The following is a 13,141-nucleotide window of genomic DNA, read 5'->3' on the forward strand; positions in this document are numbered from 1 at the left end:
ACTTAATTTTCCAGCTTAGATGCCACCCATTCGGTGACGGAGTCGAGTGCAGCAGTTAATTTTTGTGGTTCGCTACCACCGCCTTGTGCCATATCTGGTCGGCCGCCACCTTTACCACCTACTTGTGCGGCGACATGCGATACCAGGTCACCGGCCCGAATTTTATCGGTCACATCTTTAGTGACACCGGCGATTAAGGTGATTTTTTCACCTTCTACAGTTGCCAGAATAATGGCGGCACTGCCCAGTTTGTTTTTAAGTTGATCAACCGTATCACGCAGGCTTTTTACATCAGCCCCTTCAAGATTGGCGGCCAGAACTTTTATCGATCCAATTTCGGTAGCAGATGCTGCCAGATCGGATCCGGCACTGCTGGCGAGTTTGGATTTAAGGGATTCCAATTCTTTTTCAAGCTGACGGGTGCGTTGCACCAGTTGCTGGGTTTTTTCTTCAATATTTTCTGGTTTGGCTTTGACCAGTTCGGAAATGCTATTGAGGCGGTTTTCTGATTGTTCAATATAGTTCAGCGCTGCTTCACCGGTGACCGCTTCAATACGGCGAACACCTGAAGCAATGCCGGTTTCATTGATGATCTTCAATAAACCGATATCCCCTGTGCGGCCAACGTGTGTACCACCGCAGAGTTCAATCGAAAAGTCACCCATGCTCAGCACGCGAACTTCATCATCATATTTCTCACCAAACAGTGCCATGGCACCGCTTTGACGCGCTTTTTCAATTGGCATCAGGCGGGTTTCAACAGCATGGTTCACACGGATGTGCTGATTAACCATTCGTTCAATTTCGCGAAGTTGTTCAGCGGTCACCGGTTCAAAATGCGAAAAGTCGAAACGCAAACGTTGTGAATCAACTAATGAGCCTTTTTGTGTCACATGTTCACCAAGCACATTTCGCAATGCAGCATGTAACAGATGCGTCGCAGAGTGATTCAGTGCCGTTGCCTGCCGATTATATTCATCGACATGTGCAATGACCTGTTGGCCTACTTCAAAGGTACCGTCTTTACATTCGCCAATATGGGTAAAGGCTTTACCCTGTTTGCGAGTGTCTTTGACAATAAAGTGTGCACCCGCCGTATTAATTTCACCCTGATCACCGACCTGACCACCGGATTCAGCATAAAACGGAGTGTGATCCAGAACGATAATGCCTTGCTGACCGGCATGCAGTTTGTCGACATTTTCGCCATCAACCAGCAGGGCAGTGATCACGCCTTCATTACGCATATGATCGTAACCACAGAAAACGGTTTCACCATCAATAATCAGCGTTTCGGACAAACCACCACCAAACTGACTGGCGCTGCGGGCACGATTGCGTTGTGCTTCCATATGACGTTCAAAACCTGCAACATCAATCGTCAAACCACGTTCGCGGGCAATATCGGCCGTTAAGTCAATGGGAAAACCATAGGTGTCGTACAACAGGAAAATGGTCTCTCCGGGAATTTCTTTATCGCCCATTTCTTCAATAGCATGGTCCAGAATTTTCAGACCGTTATCCAGCGTATCGGCAAAACGTTCTTCTTCAATTTGCAAAGCCTGTTCGACAACGGGCTGTGCCTTGGTAAGTTCTGGAAATGCTTCGCCCATTTCATCAACTAAGGGTTGGACCAGTTTGTAGAAAAAGGCTTCTTTTAACCCCAGTTTGTGCCCATGACGAATAGCGCGGCGGATAATACGACGCAGTACATAACCACGCCCTTCATTTGAAGGTTGAACGCCGTCGGTGATCATAAAGGCACATGAGCGGATATGGTCAGCGATAACACGTAGGGAAGTATTGCTGGAATCGGTAGTGCCCGACAGTTTTTGAATCGCTTTAATCAGATTCTGAAACAGATCGATGTCGTAATTATTATGTTTGTTCTGTAACACGGCTGCCAGACGTTCAAGGCCCATGCCAGTATCAACTGAAGGTTTTGGCAGTGGGGTTAGCGTGCCATCTGCAGAGCGGTCAAACTGCATGAAGACCAGATTCCAGATTTCGATATAACGATCGCCATCTTCTTCTGGTGTGCCGGGTGGGCCGCCGGCCACTTCGGGACCATGGTCATAAAATATTTCAGAGCAGGGGCCACAGGGGCCGGTATCGCCCATTGACCAGAAGTTATCTTTGGCGCCAATGCGGGAGAATCTGGAAGCATCAACACCGATTTCTTTTAACCAGATATCTGCTGCTTCGTCATCTTCTTCAAAGACGGTGATCCATAACTTGTCGGCTGGCAATTGCAGTGTTTCGGTCAGAAATTCCCAGGCGTATTGAATTGCTTCACGTTTGAAATAATCACCAAAGCTGAAGTTACCCAGCATTTCAAAGAACGTATGGTGGCGGGCAGTGTAGCCAACGTTTTCCAGATCGTTATGTTTACCACCGGCACGGACACAGCGTTGGGTAGTTGTAGCTCGCGTGTATTTTCGGGTTTCCTGACCGAGAAAGACTTCTTTAAACTGAACCATGCCGGCATTGGTAAACAACAATGTCGGATCATTGGCTGGAATTAATGGACTGCTGGAAACAACTTCATGACCTTTGTCAGCAAAGAAGTCCAGAAACAATTTGCGTAAATCAGCGCTCGTTTTCATTAGTCAGTTTAAAACTTTCCGTTATTTGTTCATGAGTAAAGCCCCGATATTGTAAAAACCGCATTTGTTTGGCACGGTCTTTAAAATCATCGGGGCTCTGCTCGCCAAAACGCTTGCATCGTACTTCGATGGCAAGCGCAAACCAATCAGTTTCTGCCTGTTGCATGGTGGCGTTAATCAGCTCATCCGCCACGCCTTTCTGTTTCATTTCCTGCCGAATTCGTAGTTCACCATATCCGCGAAGAGCACGAGATCGGATAAACGCTTCGGCAAAACGTTCATCATTTTGCAGGCCGCTATGTTGCAGCTTTTCTAAAGCGGCATGAATTTTATCTGTTTCATGACCGGCTTGTTGAAGTTTTTGCTGTAACTCTGCAGCGCTATGTTCTCGTCTGGCTAAATAGCCAATGGCTTGTTCGGTTGCTGAGCGGGACTTCACGCGTCGATTTCATCATCCACAGGTGTTTCAGCACTTACCTTGATGTTCTTTGGCAACATCACGGCACGGATTTTAGCTTCAATATCTTTGGCCATTTCAGGATGTTCTTTCAGATAAATACGTACGTTATCTTTACCCTGACCAATGCGGTTACCATCGTAGCTATACCATGCACCGGATTTTTCGACGATATTTTCGCTGACACCCAAATCAATTAATTCGCCTTCGCGGGAAATACCCTCGCCGTAAAGAATATCGAATTCGACCTGTTTAAATGGTGGAGCGACTTTATTTTTAACCACCTTGACGCGGGTTTCGTTGCCAAGGATTTCATCGCCTTTTTTGATGGCACCAATACGACGAATATCCAGACGAACAGAAGCATAGAATTTAAGCGCGTTACCGCCGGTAGTTGTTTCCGGGTTACCAAACATGACACCGATTTTCATACGGATTTGGTTAATGAAGATAACCAGCGTATTTGAACGTTTGATATTGGCAGTTAATTTACGTAAAGCCTGAGACATTAAACGGGCCTGCAGACCCATGTGACTGTCACCCATATCACCTTCGATTTCAGCTTTAGGTGTTAATGCTGCGACCGAGTCGACAACCACAATATCAACGGCACCTGAACGCACCAGCATATCGGTGATTTCCAGAGCTTGTTCACCGGTATCGGGTTGTGAAACCAGCAAATCGTCAATGTTGACGCCCAGTTTTTCAGCATAAAGCGGATCAAGTGCATGTTCGGCATCAACAAACGCCGCGGTGCCACCCAGTTTTTGCATTTCAGCGATGGCGTGCAAAGTGAGCGTCGTTTTACCTGAAGATTCCGGGCCGTAGATTTCAACAACACGTCCACGCGGCAGACCGCCGATGCCCAGAGCAACGTCTAACCCGATTGAGCCCGTTGAGACCGCATCAATATCACGGTGGGCGGTTCCATCGCCCAAACGCATGACTGCACCTTTGCCAAATTGTTTTTCGATTTGACCTAAGGCTGCGCCAAGCGCTTTCTTCTTGTTTTCATCCATTTGGTGTGCCCTTTAGCTGATATCAGAAAACTATGGATTATCACACAGATAGCCATGTCTCACCAGCGTCGATTACGGTTTCAAACAGGCATTTAGTGGATATTAATTTTGTATTTGAGCTCAGGCGTAATATTCGGTGGAAGCTAATTTTTTCACCAGGCCATCCAGTGCGATAAATACTGCCTGGCGGCGAATGAATTCGCGATTGCCGCGCAGATGAAAAGTATTACAAAACACACTTTGTTTATCTGCCCAGGCAAAGCAGACGGTACCCACTGGTTTTTCAACTGAGCCGCCATCTGGTCCAGCAATGCCACTAATTGCGACGGATATATCTGCGTTGAAATTTTGGATGGCTCCAGAGGCCATCTCAATGACAGTTTGCTCGCTGACGGCACCATATTTTTCGAGCGTGCTGAGCTGAACATCAAGATGCTGTTGTTTGATTTGGTTACTGTAGCTGACGATGCCACCTTCAAACCAGCCTGAGCTGCCAGCCAGATCAGTACAACATTTCGCTAGCCAGCCACCGGTGCACGACTCGGCAGTGACTAAACGTAAGCCTTTCGATTGAAGCGCTTGTGCCAGTTGCTGGGTAAGCTGATAAAGTGTTGCGTCAGAATAATCTTGCATACGCTAAACTATAAAAATGACCGAAAAAACCAATCATACGCCAATGATGCAGCAATATCTGCGTATCAAGGCCGAGCATCCAGAATTATTATTGTTTTATCGAATGGGCGACTTTTATGAGTTGTTTTTTGATGATGCGCATAAAGCTGCCGAGTTATTGGATATTACGTTGACAGCACGCGGTAATAGTAATGGTGCGCCGATTCCGATGGCGGGTGTGCCATATCATGCGGCTGAAGGTTATCTGGCCAGATTGCTAAAAGGTGGATTGGCTGTAGCCATTTGTGAGCAGATTGGTGATCCGGCAACCAGCAAGGGCCCTGTAGAACGGAAAGTAGTACGGGTGTTAACTCCTGGCACCTTAACCGATGAGGCTTTACTCGACAGTAAACAAGAGAATCTGCTGGTTGCGATTGCCCGGCAAAAGGATCAATACGGTTTAGCCGTAGCCGAAATCAGCAGTGGCCGTTTTGATGTATGTCAGCATCAATCGCTAGCGGATTTGTTAGCGGATTTGGCCCGATTACAGCCTGCAGAAATTCTGATTGATGACAGTCATGGCGACACCTTAAATAGTTATAACAAACAACTGAAGTTTGTTCCGGAATGGCATTTTGGTCTGGATGCGGCGCGGCGACGTTTATGTGAGCACTTTGGGACCACCGATTTAAAAGGCTTTGGCTGTGATGATTTACCGCTGGCCATTATGGCGGCAGGTTGTTTACTTAATTACGCCCAGCAAACCCATCGCACAGCGCTGCCGCAGTTACGCAAGATAAGTGTTGAAACACCGGCCGACAGTATTCGCATTGATCCACAATCAAGACGCAATCTGGAACTGGAACAAAACCTGTCAGGTGGTCGGGAAAATACTCTATTGTCAGTACTTGATAATACCGTTACGCCGATGGGCACACGCTTACTGCGACGCTGGTTGTTACAACCGAAACGAGATTTAACTACCTTGCAACAGCGTCAGGGGGCGATTGGCAACCTTATTGAACAGGATGTCATTGCTACCATTCAAACCCTGTTAAAACCGCTAGGCGATATTGAACGTATCGTTACCCGAGTAGCACTAAGTAGTGCCAGACCACGTGACTTTGTGCAGTTACGTCGCATGTTGACTGCTCTGCCAAATCTGCATCAATCTTTATCGGCTACTCAAACCAGATTGCTGAAGCAGATCGATCGCGAATTGGGGACTTTTCCGGAATTACTTGAGCTACTAAATAGAGCCATTATCGAAGAACCGCCAGTGTTGATTCGAGATGGCGGGGTGATTGCAGAAGGCTATCATGCGGAACTGGATCGGTTGCGCAATCTGCATCTGAATGCCAATGATTTTTTACGTGAACTGGAGCAGCGTGAGCGTGAACGCACCGGTGTCAGCACCTTAAAAGTTGGCTATAACAAAGTGCATGGCTTTTTTATCGAAATCAGCCGAGCCCACAATATTCAGTTACCGGCTGATTATCAGCGTCGGCAAACGCTGAAAAATGCTGAACGCTATATTACTGCCGAGCTGAAGACGCATGAGGATCAGGTACTCAGCGCCAGCGAAAAAGCATTGGCATTGGAAAAATCCTTATACGAAGAGCTTTTTAAACTGATTCACCCAGAGCTGGCCGCATTGACTCATTGTGCTGCGGCTCTGGCAGAACTTGATGTTTTGACCAATCTGGCTGAACGAGCGCAAACGCTTAATTATGTCGCGCCGCAGTTAACTGCAGAGCAGGGCTTATCGATTCAGGCGGGCAGACATCCAGTTGTCGAAGCCATTCAGAAAACGCATTTCTGTCCCAATGACTTGCAGTTAAATGAACAGTCAATGCTGGTGATTACCGGCCCCAATATGGGGGGCAAATCCACCTATATGCGGCAGACAGCATTAATTGTGATTATGGCGTATATGGGCAGCTATGTTCCTGCTGATTCGGCTGTTATTGGCCCGATTGATCAGATATTTACCCGTATTGGTGCCAGTGATGATTTGGCGTCGGGTCGCTCTACTTTTATGGTGGAGATGAATGAAGCAGCAAATATACTGAATAATGCTTCAGCTCAAAGCCTGGTATTAATGGATGAAGTGGGGCGAGGCACCAGTACCTTTGATGGCTTGGCACTGGCCTGGAGCTGCGCCGAAAAACTGGTGCGTGATATTGGCGCGTATACCTTATTTGCTACGCATTATTTTGAAATGACTCAGCTGCCAGGATTATATGACAAAGCCTGCAATGTGCATCTTGATGCGATTGAACATGGCGACAAGATTGTGTTTTTGCATCAACTAAAACCGGGTGCAGCCAATCAGAGTTACGGTTTGCAGGTGGCGCAGCTGGCAGGGGTGCCAAACGATGTGATTCAGGCGGCGAAACATAAATTAGCCGCTTTGGAAACTCAACGTACCGTTGGTTCAAATTTGCAGGAACAACCGCCGCAACAGGATTTATTTGCTCAGCCGGATAATTCGGCCTTGATAAACAAAATCGAGCAAATCAATCCTGATGAATTAACGCCCAAAGCGGCTTTGGAATTACTTTACGAGCTGAAAAAACTTATCTGAATGCTGTCGCTCAATTAATGTAACTGGCCGGTGCGCTCACGGTGCAATAACAAATCATTGGTCGGTGGCATTTGTACATGGAAGCCCTGTGTTTCCAGGTTATGTATTACTTTATTAACATCTTCACGAGCCAGTTTTTTATCTGGGCTCAGCTCCAGTTCCATCACAAATATTGGTTCGTTGCCCATTGAGTTATACAGGCTTAGCGGAATTTCTGAAAAGTCATCTTTCTTGCTGAGATAAAGATATAACTCATCTTTTTTACGGCTTTTATAAATAAAGGTCTTGATCATAACAACTCTGCTTTACAAATTTGATTTACGAAATCGGGGGATGGTAGATGATCTGTACAACTGTTCCGGCCGGATCATAACAATAAAAACTGCGGGCTCCATCGCGATGGGTACGTGGTGGCTGACGCATTGGAACGGCATGGTGATCCAGAAAGGCATACCATTCATCAACCTGTTCAGGTGTTGGAATAATGAAACCAATATGATCCAGAGGCTGCACCGGTGTTTTATTGATATTTTCGCCACGGTGTAACGCCAGATTGTCATTGCCAGATGTCAGATAAACGTTATCCGCATCAGGACGCCATTCGACTTCCATGCCTAGTAAGTCCACATAAAACTGTTCGCAGGCTTCGAGATTTTCGACGGTTAAAGCCACATGACGCAAACCGCCAGTTCGTGTTGGTCGCTGCATGGTTATGCTCCGTTATTAGAAAAAGTATTTAGGCTTGTTCTATCACTTCATATTCATGAGTGATTTCAGCGGTTTTTGCCAGCATAATAGATGCCGAGCAATATTTTTCTGTAGATAGTTTTACCGCACGGTCGACAAAATTCTGTTTAAGGTTGCGACCGGTGACGGTGTAGTGCACATGAATTTTGGTAAAGACTTTTGGCGCTTCCTCACTTCGTTCTGCGGAAACTTCAACCACACAATCGGTTACATCCTGACGTGATTTTTTCAGAATATCGATGACATCAAATGATGTGCAGCCACCAAGGCCCAGCAACAGAAGCTCCATTGGACGCATGCCCGTGCCGTGACCACCGGCTTCTTCAGGACCATCCATTACGATGGTATGTCCGGTTCCGGATTCACCGACGAATAAAACATCCTCAACCCACTTTACTCTTGCTTTCATTTAACTCATCCTGCATAAAATACGTATAACAACGTTTAATTTTGCCATATTCATCGGAATTGGGCAGAATTAATCCTTATAAAAATAAGCTGGGCCTTCATGACATGGATTATTTAAAACACAAAGAGAGAGAAGAGCAGTTGGCAGAGTTTTTCAAACACTGCCACAGTAAAGTCTATCCCGCCAAAACAATGCTGGCGCGACCGGGTGATATTCCTGACAGGCTTTACTACATTCGAGAAGGCTCTATCAGCATCTGTGTTGAAAATGAAGAGGGCGAGGAATTAATTGTCGCCTATCTCAATCAGGGCGACTTTATCGGTGAAGTTGGCTATTTTCACGATAATATCAATGACCGCATGTCCGTGGTCAAAGCCAGAACCGATTGCCGCACCGAAGAAATCAGTTATCAAACCCTCAAGGCGCTTTCCAAAACAGAATTAAAAGGTTGCTATCCCTATCTGTTGGAAACGTTGGGTGAGCAGATGTCCAAACGTTTGCTGACCACGACTCGTAAAGCCACCAATATGGCATTTATGGACGTTTCCGGACGGGTAGAAGAAGCCCTGCGTGATTTGGCCGCACAACCTGATGCAATGCGCCACGAACAGGGGCGGCAAATCAAGATCACCCGTCAGGAAGTCAGTCGCATTGTTGGCTGTTCGCGGGAAATGGTCGGCCGGGTATTAAAAGAATTACAGGAACGCGGCATCTTGTGGGCGCACGGTAAAACGATGGTATTGTTTGACGAAGACCATCGTGGTGTGAATGCCTCAATTAAAAAGGTTGGCTAACGCTTCACCTGGTTCATCTGCCCGCATAAAAGCCTCGCCAACCAGGAAACCATTCACACCGTGCTCACGCATGAAAGTGACATCTTCCTTACCAAGGATACCGCTTTCGGTGATCACAATTGTTTCATCGGGAATGAAATTAAGTAACTTGATAGTGGTTTCCAGCGACGTTTCAAAAGTATGTAAATCGCGGTTATTGATGCCTATCAAAGGCAGATTCAATACCAATGCACGATGCAACTCTTCTTCGTTATGCACTTCAACCAGCACATCCATATCCAGCTGAATGGCTAACTGACTTAACTGTTCCAGTTGATCATCATCCAACGCGGCAACAATCAACAAAATACAATCGGCGCCGATCGCCCTGGCTTCAAATACCTGATAGGGATCGATAATAAAATCTTTACGAATGACCGGTAGTTGACAGGCCGTACGCGCCTGTTTCAGATAATCTTCATGGCCCTGGAAAAAATCCTTATCGGTCAATACCGATAAACAGGCCGCGCCACCGTTTTCATAAGACAAGGCAATTTCAGCAGGGCGAAAGTCTTCGCGTAGCACGCCTTTACTGGGTGAGGCCTTTTTAACTTCAGCAATAACGGCGCTTTGTCCAGCAGCCAGTTTACGTTCAATCGCCTCAACAAAACCGCGTACCGGTTCAGCGTTTTCAGCCAATTGCTGTAACAGATTAATAGGCAAACGTTTACTGCGCTCGGCAATTTCCTGTTGTTTACGTTGTAGAATTTTTTTCAGAATATCGGGTGTGTCAGTCATAAACGATCTTTAAAGTTGGCTGCAGGTGATGAGTGCATCTAGTTTTTGTTGAGCAATACCGCTATCAATATAATGTTTTGCCTGACGAACGCCTTCAGCAAGGTTGTCAGCCAAATCTGCTGTATAAATGGCAGCGCCGGCATTGAGCACAACAATATCGCGGGCAGGGCCAGGTTCACCGGCAAATACACGCTGAATAATATCGAGACTTTGCTGTGCATTGGTGACGGTCAGCTGACTGATATCAACTCGTTGCATCACAAAATCTTCGGGTTTGATTGTGTAGGTGGAAATCTCGCCATTTTTAAGCTCTGCGACAAAGGTGTCGGCGCCGATGCTGATTTCATCCATACCATCTTCGGCATGCACCACCATCACATGTTTACTGCCCAGTTTTTGCAATACCTGGGCAATCGGTTCAACCCATTTTTTATCAAATACACCCATTACCTGATGTTTGGCTTTGGCTGGATTGGTCAGTGGGCCGAGCAAATTGAAAATAGTGCGGACACCCATTTCACGGCGAGGCCCAACGGTATATTTCATTGCACCGTGATGGCGTTGGGCAAACATAAAGCCGACACCAGTTGTTTCAACACAGTGGGCTACCTGCTCAGGTGTTAGTTCCAGATTCACACCCGCTGTTTCCAATACATCAGCGCTGCCGGAAGTGCTGCTGACAGAACGATTGCCATGTTTTGCGACTTTGCCACCGGCCGCAGCCACTACAAAGGCACTGGCGGTGGAGACATTAAAACTGCTGGCACCATCGCCACCGGTACCACAGGTATCAATAATATGCTCACCGGTTACCTGTACTGGCGTGGCTAATTCACGCATTACCGACGCTGCTGCCGCAATTTCGGTAATGGTTTCGCCTTTCATCTGTAAACCAATCAAGAAGCCACCAATTTGAGCGTCTGTTGCTTCGCCGGTCATAATCATCCGCATTGCTGCAGTCATTTGCTGCTCAGACAGATGCTGATGCTGGGTGATCAGCTTGATGGCTGCCTGCATGGTAAATTCATTGTCCGCCATGGTGTTCATCCAGGAAGTTTTTTAATAATTGATGACCTTGTTCAGTCAAAATGGATTCAGGGTGAAACTGCACCCCTTCAATTGGCAGGGTTTTGTGCCGGACACCCATAATTTCATCAATGCTGCCATCCGGATTTTCTGTCCATGCAGTCACCTCAAAACAATCGGGCAGCGTTTCTTTTTTTATGACCAGTGAGTGGTAACGAGTTGCCTGCAATGGATTATTCAATCCCTTAAATACACCGACATTGTTGTGATGCACCGGTGAAGTCTTTCCATGCATGATTTCGCGTGCGTGCACAACATTGCCCCCAAATGCCTGACCAATTGCCTGATGGCCCAAGCAGACACCCAGAATAGGTTTTTTGCCGGCAAATTGATGAATAACGTCTAATGAAATTCCAGCTTCATTTGGCGTGCAAGGACCGGGTGAGATCACTATAAGTTCAGGGTTAAGGGTCTCTATGTCGTTAATGGTCAGTTTATCGTTACGCTGCACCTCCACCTCAGCACCCAGTTCAGCAAAATACTGCACCAGGTTGTAGGTGAACGAATCATAGTTATCAATCATTAACAGCATAAGGTGTCCTGTTATTTATTCAGTTGGTTTTGGCGGCTCAAGACCTGCCTCAGCCATGGCAACAGCTTTAAATATCGCACGGGCTTTATTCATGGTTTCTTCCCATTCCATTTCCGGAACAGAATCATAGACAATACCGGCACCTGCCTGGATATGCAGTTGCTTGTCTTTGATGACGGCTGTGCGGATAGCAATGGCTGTATCCATGTTGCCAGCCCAGGACAAATACCCAATGGCACCAGCATAAACGCCGCGTTTAACCGGCTCTAATTCGTCAATAATTTCCATTGCACGCACTTTCGGCGCACCGCTGACGGTACCGGCCGGGAAGGTAGCACGCAGTGCATCCATTGCCGTCATTCCGGGGAGAACCTGTCCAGTCACATTGGAAACAATATGCATCACATGTGAATAGCGTTCGATGACCATTTTATCGGTCAGATTTACCGTACCTGTCTGACTGACCCGGCCCACATCATTACGCCCCAGATCGATCAACATCAAATGCTCTGCCAGTTCTTTTGGATCGTTGAGCAGTTCTTGTTCCAGTGCTTTGTCCTGTTCTTCCGTCTTACCACGACGACGCGTGCCGGCAATCGGGCGAACCGTCACTTCATTGTCTTCCATGCGTACCAGAATTTCCGGAGAAGATCCGACAATGTGGAAGTCTTCCAGGTTCAGGTAATACATGTACGGCGATGGATTTAATGTGCGTAAGGCGCGATATAAGTCAATTTCTGCCGCATGAAAAGGCACTGACAAACGCTGTGAAAGTACCACCTGCATGATGTCGCCATCGTTAATATATTGTTTTGCCTTACTGACCGCATCGATAAAGCCGTCATGGGTAAAACCAGAAACAAAATCCTGTTCGGAAATCGAGTTCTGTGGACGTTTATCGTTAAATTTAGGGGTGGATTCCCGCAACTCAGTAATCAGCTGATCCAGACGTTGCTGTGCCTGGTCGTAGGCATCGGGTAGTGTTGGATCAGCATGTACGATCAAAAACAATCTTCCACTGAGATTATCAAACACCACCAGTTCGTCTGACACCATCAGCAACACATCGGGGCAGCCCAGCGGGTCATTTGCAGGGGCTTCGCCTAAACGGGTTTCAACATAACGAACCGTGTCGTAGCTGAAATAGCCAACCAGGCCACCGTTGAATTTAGGTAAATGTTCCAATGTGGGCACATTGAACTTCGCCTGAAAATCGGCAATCCAGCTCAACGGGTCGTCATGCTGAATTTCATTTATCAATACATTACGTTGATAAACTTTGATTTGATCACCGAATACTTTGATAACAGATTCACAGGGAAGACCAATAATTGAATAACGTCCCCATTTTTCGCCGCCGTGAACCGACTCGAAAAGATAGGAATAGGGCGCATCTGCCAATTTAAGATAGGTACTTAATGGCGTGTCTAAATCCGCGAGGACTTCGCGATAAAGAGGGATACGGTTATAGCCTTCACTGGCCAGTTGGTCGAATTGTGCCTGTTTCATTTTCGG

At 46.7% G+C, this 13,141-nt stretch carries 13 protein-coding genes; 2 read left to right on the plus strand and 11 right to left on the minus strand.

The window, feature by feature from the left end; all coding sequences use genetic code 11:
* Positions 1-2 precede the first annotated feature (2 nt).
* From alaS to AC08OG_RS07145, 4 genes are all read right to left on the minus strand, one after another.
* Positions 3-2,606: an alanine--tRNA ligase gene (gene alaS, locus AC08OG_RS07130; protein ID WP_482930450.1), complete on the minus strand. Its 2,604-nt coding sequence runs from the start codon at positions 2,604-2,606 to the stop codon at positions 3-5.
* Complete coding sequence (gene recX / locus AC08OG_RS07135) at positions 2,590-3,045, minus strand: recombination regulator RecX (RefSeq protein WP_292356748.1); 456 nt, start codon at positions 3,043-3,045, stop codon at positions 2,590-2,592. Before recX ends, alaS begins: the two co-directional genes overlap by 17 nt.
* Positions 3,042-4,082 (minus strand): recombinase RecA, encoded by a 1,041-nt coding sequence (gene recA, locus AC08OG_RS07140; RefSeq protein WP_104934686.1) that lies wholly within the window; start codon positions 4,080-4,082, stop codon positions 3,042-3,044. Before recA ends, recX begins: the two co-directional genes overlap by 4 nt.
* Positions 4,083-4,202: 120 nt before the next feature.
* On the minus strand, positions 4,203-4,715 hold the full coding sequence (locus AC08OG_RS07145) for a CinA family protein (RefSeq protein WP_292356744.1): 513 nt from the start codon (positions 4,713-4,715) through the stop codon (positions 4,203-4,205).
* A gap of 16 nt (positions 4,716-4,731) precedes the next feature.
* Here AC08OG_RS07145 and mutS point away from each other — a divergent pair, with 16 nt between their 5' ends.
* The gene (gene mutS, locus AC08OG_RS07150; protein WP_482930451.1) at positions 4,732-7,281 is read left to right on the plus strand and encodes a DNA mismatch repair protein MutS; all 2,550 of its coding nucleotides are present in this window, start codon (positions 4,732-4,734) and stop codon (positions 7,279-7,281) included.
* 14 nt (positions 7,282-7,295) lie between these two features.
* Here the strand turns inward: mutS and AC08OG_RS07155 are convergent, their stop codons facing one another.
* Genes AC08OG_RS07155 through AC08OG_RS07165 form a run of 3 tightly spaced genes read right to left on the minus strand, consistent with a single transcriptional unit; the run spans position 7,296 to position 8,437 of the window.
* Positions 7,296-7,574, minus strand: coding sequence for a YcgL domain-containing protein (locus tag AC08OG_RS07155; protein WP_482930452.1), 279 nt, complete (start codon positions 7,572-7,574; stop codon positions 7,296-7,298).
* Positions 7,575-7,599: 25 nt separating this feature from the next.
* Positions 7,600-7,989, minus strand: a complete 390-nt coding sequence (locus AC08OG_RS07160) for a VOC family protein (protein ID WP_292356738.1) — start codon at positions 7,987-7,989, stop codon at positions 7,600-7,602.
* Positions 7,990-8,017: 28 nt separating this feature from the next.
* Positions 8,018-8,437, minus strand: a complete 420-nt coding sequence (locus AC08OG_RS07165) for an OsmC family protein (protein WP_482930453.1) — start codon at positions 8,435-8,437, stop codon at positions 8,018-8,020.
* 104 nt (positions 8,438-8,541) lie between these two features.
* Here AC08OG_RS07165 and crp point away from each other — a divergent pair, with 104 nt between their 5' ends.
* On the plus strand, positions 8,542-9,231 hold the full coding sequence (gene crp, locus AC08OG_RS07170) for a cAMP-activated global transcriptional regulator CRP (protein WP_292356734.1): 690 nt from the start codon (positions 8,542-8,544) through the stop codon (positions 9,229-9,231).
* On the opposite strand, the gene trpC is transcribed toward crp, so the two are convergent.
* From trpC to trpE, 4 genes are read right to left on the minus strand one after another with little or no spacing between them, the layout of a single operon-like run.
* The gene (trpC, locus tag AC08OG_RS07175) at positions 9,211-10,008 is read right to left on the minus strand and encodes an indole-3-glycerol phosphate synthase TrpC (protein ID WP_482930454.1); all 798 of its coding nucleotides are present in this window, start codon (positions 10,006-10,008) and stop codon (positions 9,211-9,213) included. The two genes, crp and trpC, sit on opposite strands and share 21 nt — an antisense overlap.
* Positions 10,009-10,017: 9 nt before the next feature.
* On the minus strand, positions 10,018-11,046 hold the full coding sequence (gene trpD / locus AC08OG_RS07180; RefSeq protein ID WP_292356730.1) for an anthranilate phosphoribosyltransferase: 1,029 nt from the start codon (positions 11,044-11,046) through the stop codon (positions 10,018-10,020).
* Positions 11,033-11,626, minus strand: coding sequence for an aminodeoxychorismate/anthranilate synthase component II (locus AC08OG_RS07185; RefSeq protein WP_292403497.1), 594 nt, complete (start codon positions 11,624-11,626; stop codon positions 11,033-11,035). Before AC08OG_RS07185 ends, trpD begins: the two co-directional genes overlap by 14 nt.
* Positions 11,627-11,641: 15 nt before the next feature.
* Positions 11,642-13,135 carry an anthranilate synthase component I gene (trpE, locus tag AC08OG_RS07190; protein ID WP_292403500.1) on the minus strand — a complete coding sequence of 498 codons (1,494 nt, stop codon included), beginning with the start codon at positions 13,133-13,135 and terminating at the stop codon, positions 11,642-11,644.
* Positions 13,136-13,141: the final 6 nt, after the last annotated feature.

The sequence above is a fragment of the Methylophaga sp. F7 genome (assembly GCF_056863975.1).

What these genes read in the sequence shown, in the direction of transcription:
- AC08OG_RS07160 (WP_292356738.1), bottom strand. Translation starts at nt 7,989, where the DNA reads ATGCAGCGACCAACACGAACTGGCGGTTTGCGTCATGTGGCTTTAACC.
- recA (WP_104934686.1), bottom strand. Translation starts at nt 4,082, where the DNA reads ATGGATGAAAACAAGAAGAAAGCGCTTGGCGCAGCCTTAGGTCAAATC.
- crp (WP_292356734.1), top strand. Translation starts at nt 8,542, where the DNA reads ATGGATTATTTAAAACACAAAGAGAGAGAAGAGCAGTTGGCAGAGTTT.
- AC08OG_RS07155 (WP_482930452.1), bottom strand. Translation starts at nt 7,574, where the DNA reads ATGATCAAGACCTTTATTTATAAAAGCCGTAAAAAAGATGAGTTATAT.
- trpE (WP_292403500.1), bottom strand. Translation starts at nt 13,135, where the DNA reads ATGAAACAGGCACAATTCGACCAACTGGCCAGTGAAGGCTATAACCGT.
- alaS (WP_482930450.1), bottom strand. Translation starts at nt 2,606, where the DNA reads ATGAAAACGAGCGCTGATTTACGCAAATTGTTTCTGGACTTCTTTGCT.
- AC08OG_RS07165 (WP_482930453.1), bottom strand. Translation starts at nt 8,437, where the DNA reads ATGAAAGCAAGAGTAAAGTGGGTTGAGGATGTTTTATTCGTCGGTGAA.
- trpC (WP_482930454.1), bottom strand. Translation starts at nt 10,008, where the DNA reads ATGACTGACACACCCGATATTCTGAAAAAAATTCTACAACGTAAACAA.
- AC08OG_RS07185 (WP_292403497.1), bottom strand. Translation starts at nt 11,626, where the DNA reads ATGCTGTTAATGATTGATAACTATGATTCGTTCACCTACAACCTGGTG.
- trpD (WP_292356730.1), bottom strand. Translation starts at nt 11,046, where the DNA reads ATGGCGGACAATGAATTTACCATGCAGGCAGCCATCAAGCTGATCACC.
- AC08OG_RS07145 (WP_292356744.1), bottom strand. Translation starts at nt 4,715, where the DNA reads ATGCAAGATTATTCTGACGCAACACTTTATCAGCTTACCCAGCAACTG.
- mutS (WP_482930451.1), top strand. Translation starts at nt 4,732, where the DNA reads ATGACCGAAAAAACCAATCATACGCCAATGATGCAGCAATATCTGCGT.